General features: G+C 56.9%; 11 protein-coding genes. 8 read left to right on the top strand and 3 right to left on the bottom strand.

The window, feature by feature from the left end:
- Positions 1–157: 157 nt before the first annotated feature.
- A complete protein-coding gene (locus CVS27_RS19740) occupies positions 158–1,057 on the bottom strand; it encodes an EamA family transporter (RefSeq protein ID WP_103467557.1) in 900 nt (299 codons plus the stop codon).
- A 45-nt stretch (positions 1,058–1,102) separates the two neighbouring features.
- Here CVS27_RS19740 and CVS27_RS19735 point away from each other — a divergent pair, with 45 nt between their 5' ends.
- From CVS27_RS19735 to CVS27_RS20620, 8 genes are all read left to right on the top strand, one after another.
- On the top strand, positions 1,103–1,588 hold the full coding sequence (locus CVS27_RS19735) for a MarR family winged helix-turn-helix transcriptional regulator (protein ID WP_103467556.1): 486 nt from the start codon (positions 1,103–1,105) through the stop codon (positions 1,586–1,588).
- A gap of 300 nt (positions 1,589–1,888) precedes the next feature.
- Positions 1,889–2,476, top strand: a complete 588-nt coding sequence (locus CVS27_RS19730; protein WP_103467555.1) for a DinB family protein — start codon at positions 1,889–1,891, stop codon at positions 2,474–2,476.
- 430 nt (positions 2,477–2,906) lie between these two features.
- Positions 2,907–3,320 (top strand): hypothetical protein, encoded by a 414-nt coding sequence (locus tag CVS27_RS20625; protein ID WP_133159158.1) that lies wholly within the window; start codon positions 2,907–2,909, stop codon positions 3,318–3,320.
- A complete protein-coding gene (locus CVS27_RS19720; RefSeq protein WP_103467553.1) occupies positions 3,320–3,637 on the top strand; it encodes a transcriptional regulator in 318 nt (105 codons plus the stop codon). Before CVS27_RS20625 ends, CVS27_RS19720 begins: the two co-directional genes overlap by 1 nt.
- Before the next feature lie 290 nt (positions 3,638–3,927).
- On the top strand, positions 3,928–4,497 hold the full coding sequence (locus tag CVS27_RS19715; RefSeq protein WP_207767594.1) for a GNAT family N-acetyltransferase: 570 nt from the start codon (positions 3,928–3,930) through the stop codon (positions 4,495–4,497).
- 310 nt (positions 4,498–4,807) lie between these two features.
- Positions 4,808–5,083 (top strand): hypothetical protein, encoded by a 276-nt coding sequence (locus tag CVS27_RS19710; protein WP_103467551.1) that lies wholly within the window; start codon positions 4,808–4,810, stop codon positions 5,081–5,083.
- A 73-nt stretch (positions 5,084–5,156) separates the two neighbouring features.
- Positions 5,157–5,324, top strand: coding sequence for a hypothetical protein (locus CVS27_RS20980; protein WP_165788174.1), 168 nt, complete (start codon positions 5,157–5,159; stop codon positions 5,322–5,324).
- 563 nt (positions 5,325–5,887) lie between these two features.
- Complete coding sequence (locus CVS27_RS20620; protein WP_133163001.1) at positions 5,888–6,079, top strand: hypothetical protein; 192 nt, start codon at positions 5,888–5,890, stop codon at positions 6,077–6,079.
- Positions 6,080–6,193: 114 nt separating this feature from the next.
- On the opposite strand, the gene CVS27_RS19700 is transcribed toward CVS27_RS20620, so the two are convergent.
- On the bottom strand, positions 6,194–6,547 hold the full coding sequence (locus CVS27_RS19700) for a hypothetical protein (protein WP_165788364.1): 354 nt from the start codon (positions 6,545–6,547) through the stop codon (positions 6,194–6,196).
- A 1,423-nt stretch (positions 6,548–7,970) separates the two neighbouring features.
- Positions 7,971–8,135 carry a hypothetical protein gene (locus tag CVS27_RS20975; RefSeq protein WP_165788175.1) on the bottom strand — a complete coding sequence of 55 codons (165 nt, stop codon included), beginning with the start codon at positions 8,133–8,135 and terminating at the stop codon, positions 7,971–7,973.
- Between the last annotated feature and the right edge of the window lie 1,046 nt (positions 8,136–9,181).

The following is a 9,181-nucleotide window of genomic DNA, read 5'->3' as shown; positions in this document are numbered from 1 at the left end:
TTCATCCTTACATGTCAGCGAGAGTACTGATGGACCAGAATGTGGCGCCTACTTTCGAACGCGTCCGTAGAGCGTTCGGCTTGCGGGCAGCCCGATTCTCTCGCCTATCTGGCAAACTTTTTCTGGCACCCGATGTCGGCCTGCTGAGCGGTGGCTGTTAGGAACCCTTCTCGGCGAGCACTTCGCATTCGACGCGAGGCTTCACCTTCCTGGCGATGATCGCGGAAGTGATGGACCCCAGCACGAGGAAGATTCCCAGCATCTGCAGTGCTGTGAAGTTCTCCCCGGCGACCGCCCATCCAAGCAGCATGGCCACCACCGGGCTGAGTAGCCCAAGGAACGCCGTGGTGCTTGCAGGAAGCTTGGAGATACCGCGGAACCACATGACATACGCAAAAGCGGTGCCAACAAGGGAAAGATAGGCAAAGCCGCCGATGTTTGACGGCGTCAGTAATGTCGAGGGCAGACCCTCGAAGATGATCATGGCCACCAAGAGGCTCAGTCCGCCGGTGATGAGCTGCCAGGCGGTGGTGGCCAGCGGTGGGGCGGGCTGCCCCCATTTCTTCGAAAGCACGATCCCGCTGGCCATGGACACGGTGCCGCCGAGGGCAGCCAGGACACCAACGGCATCCAGGCGGGCCTGGGCTTGAAGTGTTATCAGCCCAACCCCCAACACTCCGGTAAGGCCGGCGGCCACGACGCGGGCCGTCAGGCGTTCGTGCAGGAGCCGGCTGGCCAACAGTGCGACGATGAGCGGCTGGATGCCGCCGACGATCGCGGCGACACCGCCTGGAAGTCGGTAGGCTGCGATGAAGAGCAGCGCAAAGAAGGCTCCGATGTTCAGCATTCCGAGGACCCAGGATTTCCACCACCAGACACCACTTGGCAATTGGCGGCAGACCACCAGGAGCAACAGTCCGGCAGGCAGCGCACGCATTGTCGCCGCCAGCAGCGGGCGGTCCTCGGGCAGGAACATGGTGGTCGTCAGGTACGTGGTCCCCCACAGCATTGGCGCAAGGGCGGTGGTCAGGATCAGGAATCTTCGATTGCTAAGCACTTAGCTATTCTAGCTAAGTGCTTAGCTTAATCATAGGCTTGGCTCATGACAGACCAAGTGGGCCGCATCCTTGAACAGTGGCAAAGGGAAAAACCGGGGCTTGATGTCTCCCCGATGGCCGTCATCGGCCGACTGAGCCGCACAGCACTCACCGTCGAGTCCCGCCTGGCGGGCACCTTCGAACGGCACGGCCTGGATGCATCGGCTTTTGACGTGCTCGCCACGCTGCTGCGCAGCGGCGCGCCTTACCGACTTAGCCCGGCTGAACTTGCCTTGGAATCGATGATCTCCACGAGCGCAGTGGCCCAGCGATTGAACAAGCTGGAAGCCCGCGGGCTCGTGGCGCGCGAGGCCAACCCGAATGACGGACGCGGCACGCTCGTTGCGTTAACCGACACCGGGAAGGGGCTCATCGAGAAGGCCCTGCCGGACCACCTCGAAACCGAACGAGCCATCCTGTCGCCGCTCAGCGGCGACGAGCAAGCAGCCCTGGCACTGCTCCTAGGCCGGATCGGCAATACTGAGGGCTGATGAGATGGTACCTTCCCTCGCAAGACTGCACCCAGTGAACGTTCCCCTGCGAACAGCTTTGTTGACCTCGTAGCTGTTGCTGCATTGGACCATCCAACCCGCCGGTGCAGGACCGGCTTACGGGACGGTTCTGGATACCTATCCGGGCATACCTCTTGCGGGACGATGTGACTGTTCCATTAGTGAAGAGGAACGAATACGGGTGCCCCATGTGGGCCGGCGATCGCAGTGCAGAGGACTTTGGACACTCAGTGCAGTCGCCTGCGGAAAATGACACCTGCGCAATATTAGACTCGGCTCATGCCAATTGATAAAAGCGACAGCGGTGCACGGCTTCGTGAATATCTGAACGATGCCCGCGAAGCAATCTTGTGGAAATGTGAGGGCTTGAGTGATGCCCAAGCGCGTACTCCCCTGACTCCGACAGGCACCCATGTCATGGGCCTACTGCTCCACCTGGCCGTCACCGAATCCGAATATTTCTTTTCATGTCTTGGACGGGAAATTGAGAACCCCGTTATCCGGGGCATTATCGAATCCGAGGACGCTCAGGCAGGCTTCCTCCCGCCGCCGAACATGACGCTGGTCGATGCCGTTAAGGTCTATCGGGAGACAACCGTCGCAGCCGATGCAGTGCTCGACGAATTGGAGCTGAATTCCCCGGCCGTGGTGCCGTGGTGGATAAGGCATCGGCACACTACGGCGGAACGCCTCCTGGTGCATATGATCGCCGAGTCTCACCGTCATGCCGGACACTTGGATATCGTGCGCGAGCAGTTGGACGGTTTCATCGGTTTGCGCCCATCCGCGCCGAACATTCCATACCTCACGCCCGATCAGTGGGAAGAGCAGCGTCTGCGGATGGAAGAGCTAGCCGACGGGACATAAGGACATAGTCTGTCGTTTTGGGCCATCCGGGCTAGAAAAACTCCTAGTAGAGGGGTGACTTACTGGTAGCGCCTCAGATGAGGGTTCGACTTAAGGCGTGCAACCATAGTGCAGACGATGTTGGACTGTCAGTACAGTCGCCTCCTTAAATGACACCTGGGGCATACGCAACCTTCCGGGGTTCAGGCCCAGCCTCCTACTGATAAAAAGTTTCGCCGGCAGCAACTCCCGAGTTGCAGCCGATAAATTAAGTGCGTCAAGAATGTTCTGTGCAGTAAAACCGTCCCGCTGAGCCTTCCCCTGCGGACAGCTTTGTTGACCTCGTAGCTGTTGCTGCATTGGACCATCCACCCGGCCGGTGCCGGACCGGATTGCGGGACACTCTCGTTTTACGGCTATACACATTGTTTATAACCTGTAAACTACTTTCATGACCGAACCAACAGCTACCGCCAATTCACTCAATGCCCTCGACCGAGCACAGCAACGCGCGCACGCCGACGCACGCTGGTTCCCTTGGGTATGCGTCCTAATGGGTCTGCTAGTAATCCCCGGCGGACTCGTTGTTCCTTGGGACTGGCCTACGCGGCTCTTTGTGTTCGGCTCGACTCTTGCCCTCATGGTCATCGTTGTTTGGTTGATGGGAAGAATGCGAGCCATGCCACGTGGAGGCAAGAACGCCCTGAACATATCGGTTGCCTGCTGGTTTGTTCTCAACGCGGTCATCGGAGCAGTGGGTGGCAACATTGAAAGCCTCGGACTTGGCCTGGCGTTATCCACTGTGGCCTCAGCACCATTTTTCATCGCGGCAGCAAAATTCCGCTCAGGCTCGAAGGCCATTTAATGACCCATGCACGATTTGAATTAGATGCTCTCATTCATTCACCGGTGCGCTTTTCAATACTGGGCTACCTGAGGTCCGTTGATGAGTGTGAATTCAACATCTTGCGTGATGCAGTGGACCTCTCCGACTCCAGCCTCTCCCAGAACCTCACACGACTGGCAGAGGCGGGTTTCGTCACGATCGAAAAACGCCAATCAGGCCGCAGGGTAAAGACCTGGATCGCCAGCACCGAAGACGGCGATCAAGCACTCGAAAGCAACTTGGTTATCCTGCGGGACATAGCGGGCGCAGCACACGAGAAACACTCAAGCACGTAGGCGCCGAACGAGCACGGGCGGAACTCCACTTCCCACCCTGGTATGGGCGACCAATCCATAGGACTTCGTCCCGGTTAGCGTTCCGCTTGTGGGCAGCACTCCCGATCTCGCTGCCGCTTTGCTTTAGGTGATCCAATCGCCCAGTGACGGACCGGCTTTCGGGACGGTCGGATGGACTCGATGGGGAGCCGAGCCTCTCGTGTGGCGACGCCGAGTCGTCGGCCAATGACTAATCCCTGCGGGCGAGAACATTAGGATTGAAGCTCAACGATCGACTGAACAGGTGAACGATGAGTCATTCAATGTCCTATCCGCGCGGGCCCCGGCTAAGCATCCGCGACTTCACAACACCGGACATCTCAGCCGTTCACGAATACGCCTCAGATCCTGAGGTGACCCGTTGGTCAACATGGGGACCAAATACTTTGGAACAGACGACCTCCTTCGTTGAAGATGCCGCACAAGCACACCTGAACTCGGAACGATCAGCATATTCACTCGCTGCCGTTCTGGACGGCAATGCCATTGGATCTGTGGCCGTTTGGACCATAGATCCCCATGACCACAACGGTGAGCTTGGGTACACATTCCACCGCGCTCACTGGGGAAATGGCTACGCCACCGAAGCTGTCAGCCTGCTACTGGAATTTGGCTTCAACGCGCTCCAGCTAGAGCGCATCGGCGCCACCTGTCACCCGGGCAATATCGGCTCAATCCGTGTCCTGGAAAAAAGCGGATTCACCCTGGAGGGACGGCTTCGTTCCCATCGACTGGTCAGGGGAGCTCGCCGGGACTCACTGCTCTATTCCATTTTGCGCGAAGAACACACCAGTACGATTGCCGAACCGATAGCCAGTTAGGAAAACGGCGAGTCACTATGGCGACGCCTGTCAGTTCGTGCTCATTGTTCCGGAAGCACTGGAACGTTGCGCCACTCATGTCGCGCAGAGCGTTCCGCTTCCGGGCGTTCCTCTAGAGAACCGACTTACCGGACATTCTTCTAACCCATACAGGACATGTCTTTACAGACACCTTTTGCCACTGGCGACAAACAGTAGTGGGGTGCGATGCTATTGGTAGGGCCCATCTGTAATGGCAATTAGGATCAAAAACCACCGCTTGAACAAAAGAGTCAAGGAAACGTCGAATCTCTAAAGTGAGGATAGCGACATGTCGGAGAAAAACTGGGAACATCCGGCCGTGAGACGCGGCAAAGTGTTTTGGTCAGCTCAACCGATTTTGTTTGGGCTTTTGACGGTCGCTTTTGTTTTTCTAGCAGTACGTGACCAAGCATTTGAGCTTTTGGCCTACGCGGCCGGTGCCGCTATTCTGGGGGTCCTGTTCGGTTTCTCTGCCAAGCGGCAAATTAAGAAGCTCCGTCACGAATATAGGTATCAAAGCGACGCCGACTCTGAGACGGCCATGGAGCGGACGGGAGAGAGTTAGGGTGCGTCCACTGGTTCGAGGCCCGTCATCTGAGGCGATTGCCAACACCCACTGGCCAAGCCTCATTCTTCTTATGGTTATTGTTGCCGTCGTTTTAGTGATGGCTCAATTTGTGTTGCGGATGATCACCAATCGCCGGGCTAAGAACCGCACTCATGCAAGCAATGCAGGCATGGCAGAAGAAGACTTACAGTCACCAGATGATGCGGTGCCGCATAACACTTCGGATCCCACGCCTTGATTGGGCGACTTAGAGAAGTCTGCCCAACTCGACAGTCCCGCTCAGGGTTCCCCATATAGGCCATCCAGTGTCTACAGGAGCATATGACCAAAGGAGAACATTTTGAAAGCATGGCAAATTGGCTTTGCCTTCTGAGCTGCTCTCAGCCTGGTGATGATCTTCATCGGAAATGGGGCACTCGTTAAGGGGCTCTACGCCGCACTGCTTGTCGTGTGCCTTGTGGTCATAGTCCTCGTCAAGGAAAGATCGTTCACGCAAATGACATCGCGGGCAAAACTGGCACCCTACAAATCGGAATGCCTCACGCCATACCCACCGGCCCGGTAAGAGTTCGCCCTACGGACGCGGTAAGGCCGTGCAGATGAGTACTGATATTTGTGCTTCCGACTTCTGAGAATGGCATAGATCTTCCGCGATACATTCTCGTCAATCGAGAGATGCCCTACTGTGAAGGGATGGACGTTCGGTGGATGCCAGAGCACAACGTCGGAGAAGACTCCGACGTACCTACATATCGGGCACGGATTTGGTCGGGGCCCCCCAAGCCCGGATATACCTGGGCTGTGGATGAGTATGAAATCTCCAACGCTTCAGAAGTCAGGGAGGCCATAGCCTGGGCAGAAGCAGAAGCCGCAGGCCGGCCATTGGAATTCTTCGTGAAATGGTTCGAGACTTCGTTGAGGGCACCAGACTACGAGATCATCCAAGTTCCTCGCATGATGAAATTGTTTGGCTTCTCTCCCAAAGAAGACTAGAGATCGCCTGCCCTCTGGTAGGGACCGATGCGATCTGGAGCGTGCGTCCCAGTAGTGGTTCCCCTGCGGGAATTCTCGCGCTACCGCGAATAATCCTGCAGGCCAGACCAGGGGTCAGAATTGCAGTTCGTCTGGAATCAATCGTCTACCGATGGCCGTGAGATCGAACATGAGATTCATGACTGCGCCCAACGGATCACGCGGGTCAGGGACGAGCCATTCACGCATCCTGCTCTCCAATTCGCGACCGCGTTCCGGCCACTTGTTGAGCCCCTGAATATCGTAGTTGCCTGCTTCCAGAACGCCTTCGCTGCAAAATCTGAGCACCCACAGAATTGAGTCTTCTCGTGGCGCCGCCGAGCCTGCTTCACGAAATAGTTGCACAACCTCTGCGAAGCGGAGCCAGTCGCTCCAACCTCGAGAGAGTACCTCTAGATCAATTTCTGAAGTATGCAACTGCTCCCCCAACTAGCTCGGTTTGCGTGAAACATGGTTCCGCAAAGCCTACAACGCGACTATCCCCAGCTCGAGCACACCTTTTCGCACGTCGATACTCCATAGGTGGCGCCAGAACTTGCAATCTGTCCTGCAAAGCGTTCCCCCTGCAGGGTGGGCGTGGCCTGACCAGTTACGCGTGGTACGACATCGCACGTAGCGATCTTCTGGGGGTCCAAAATAGGAAGGTTGTCTGCGATCTTTGTCCAGCGAGGTTCATCTTTTCCGGTGTCGGAGTCATCCCCTAAGAGAATCGTTGACGGCTGTTCTTTTGATGACGACATATTAACTATTTCACCGCTTCGTCTCGCGTCGCCGCAACCAACCTGCCATTCGGGATCCACACCTGGCGGAACAACGGCCAAGCAGGTGGTTCTGGCGTCGTCGCTCTGCAGTGCGAAGTATCGCACCCCGTCTCTGGTGGCGAGCAGGCGCGCACTGTCCCTGTCCACCTGCTCCTGCAATGTGACGAACAAAGGCAGTGCATCGTCGGGTGTAGCTGCACGGTCCAGGGCCCTAAGCCCCGATTCCCCCGAACAACCGCTCAGTCGAAGCGCAGCAAGTCCCGCCACCACAACGAATGGAAATGACGCATGTTTCATTTTTCTCCCCCAATATCGATTTCACCCGACGCTACAGCATGAGTTCCACAGCGAAGCAAAAGAATATGAAAGCCACGATGCCCAATACAATTCCCGTAGAAGGTTGGTGTTGGGACACTATGGCGACTAAGCGTTAGACCTTCGATGAATTGGCTAGATACCCAAAGCTCACGCTTGCCGCAGGGCGCCGGCCAGTTTGTCGATCGCGTGAGCCAATACAGCCGTTCGGACGTCGGCGAAGGACCCCATCCCGGCTTATAGAGTCAGCGCGTAGGCAGCGGCTGCACGGAGAGGGTGTGCACCTGTCACGTCGATGAACTGTTCATCGAGCCAATCGGCGCTGTAGCTTCGCCCTTCGCCCTTCGTCTTGCTCTGATCAAGCAACGGCGCGGACCTCTGCAATCGCGGCGAGAATGTCATTGCGGACCACGTCAGCTGAACAAGCGGAAACCTCTAAAACGCCTAATGTCCATGCTAATTTGGCCTCTGTGTACATGGCTTTTCATGTGTGTGCATGGTTCACTTGTCACTTTCACGTCCGCTAGCACCGTTGGATGCGGTGAACCAAGCCCCTCCTTTAGTCCTTTCCAAAGTTCCCTCGTCTGGCGCTAGACCGTCGGGCCGGACTGGGCTGTTTCGACACAGCGAAGGGCTCGCCAAGGGTATTGCGATGGCTCTAGTGCAGCGGCTGTTGCTCCCCTCTTTGGTCCCCGGCACCCAATGGCATCCCAGGTTGGTGGCTGCGGGTTACGATCAATCATGAGCAAGCGATCCAAATCTCAAATAGTTCGACGTCAGCATCGTCGCTCCTCACCGAAGAAGGTCGTCAATAGGCCGGTGAAACGAGAACCGATGTGCCCGCGCACGAAGGTCTTCTGCATTGTTTCGGCAGCAGTGTACGCGGTGTCAATTCTGGTGCCCGCGACCATGGGCCTGTCGACATGGATGTTGGTGGACATTGTGTTGGTACCGTTCCTGATCCTCATTGCTTACTCCGTGATACTTGGGGATCGGACACCGGACGGCAGTCTTTTGACTGTCGATGTCACTAATTCCGGCGGGTGTGACGGGTCAGACTCAGGATCCTAGTGGTGTGCCGATGCGTGTTCCGAGCCGCCATCTAGGTAACTCATGACGTCGGAATTTTTGTCAAGGGTGACCTCGCATTCGAGATGCTCGTCTCCCAGCGGAACGAGAGTCAACCGACTGGGCATAAGGGAGCGTTGGATCATCTCCTGATGATGCAGCCAAGCGCGCCAACGGCCAATCCGAACTGCCCGCAGGCGGCCAACAGAAACGCGCTTATGGGATGTTGGCGCCAGCCACCCGTGATTCAACGGTATCCATCTCAGCAGGGTTACGCCCTCCGCGGCAAGGCCTCGGTGAGGCGGAACGACCCGGTCCATATTGATCCCTGAGTTCATGACTTTGCCGGCAAACAGCGGCAAAGTCATAGTCCCAAGCACTCAGCTATGACCTCTACACCTATTGTCCACTCGAAACGTACCGCTGAAGGTTCCCATGCGGACAGCCGTATCTAGCTCCTCGTCACCGCTACCTGGGACGATACAACTCAGCGGTGTCGGACCGGCAAAGGACATTCCTGGCCCAGGTTTAGGATGATCTGATGGGGAATAGATTGGGGCGAAGCGTATCTGCTCGCAAGCCGCTATACATTGAGATTCGCATTAATGCCTCTTTGGACCGGGTGTGGGAGCTGAGTCAGGATCCGCAGGCGCACCCCCGCTGGGATCTACGGTTCTCGCGTATTGTTCCTATCGGGGAAGACGAGCAGTGCCAGGTCCGTTTTTGCTATGAATTTCTCCTTCCTCTGCACACTATTAGGGGAACAGGGACCTCGTTGGGACACCGCCAACGAGCGGATGGCCAAGCAACTTCGGTACTCAAATTTGATACGGCGGACCCTCTCTCGCCCATTGGCCCAGGGGCGGGATACTGGAGGTATATCCCCACGGAGGACGGGCTCCGGTTCATCACTGGGTAC

Source organism: Arthrobacter glacialis (assembly GCF_002909445.1).
Lineage (GTDB): Bacteria > Actinomycetota > Actinomycetes > Actinomycetales > Micrococcaceae > Specibacter > Specibacter glacialis.
Note: the sequence above shows the minus strand (reverse complement) of the source record. Positions and strands in the feature narration are given on the sequence as shown.

What these genes read in the sequence shown, in the direction of transcription:
- CVS27_RS20975 (WP_165788175.1), bottom strand. Translation starts at nt 8,135, where the DNA reads ATGTCCACCAACATCCATGTCGACAGGCCCATGGTCGCGGGCACCAGA.
- CVS27_RS20980 (WP_165788174.1), top strand. Translation starts at nt 5,157, where the DNA reads ATGGTTATTGTTGCCGTCGTTTTAGTGATGGCTCAATTTGTGTTGCGG.
- CVS27_RS19735 (WP_103467556.1), top strand. Translation starts at nt 1,103, where the DNA reads ATGACAGACCAAGTGGGCCGCATCCTTGAACAGTGGCAAAGGGAAAAA.
- CVS27_RS19715 (WP_207767594.1), top strand. Translation starts at nt 3,928, where the DNA reads ATGAGTCATTCAATGTCCTATCCGCGCGGGCCCCGGCTAAGCATCCGC.
- CVS27_RS19720 (WP_103467553.1), top strand. Translation starts at nt 3,320, where the DNA reads ATGACCCATGCACGATTTGAATTAGATGCTCTCATTCATTCACCGGTG.
- CVS27_RS20625 (WP_133159158.1), top strand. Translation starts at nt 2,907, where the DNA reads ATGACCGAACCAACAGCTACCGCCAATTCACTCAATGCCCTCGACCGA.
- CVS27_RS19710 (WP_103467551.1), top strand. Translation starts at nt 4,808, where the DNA reads ATGTCGGAGAAAAACTGGGAACATCCGGCCGTGAGACGCGGCAAAGTG.
- CVS27_RS19730 (WP_103467555.1), top strand. Translation starts at nt 1,889, where the DNA reads ATGCCAATTGATAAAAGCGACAGCGGTGCACGGCTTCGTGAATATCTG.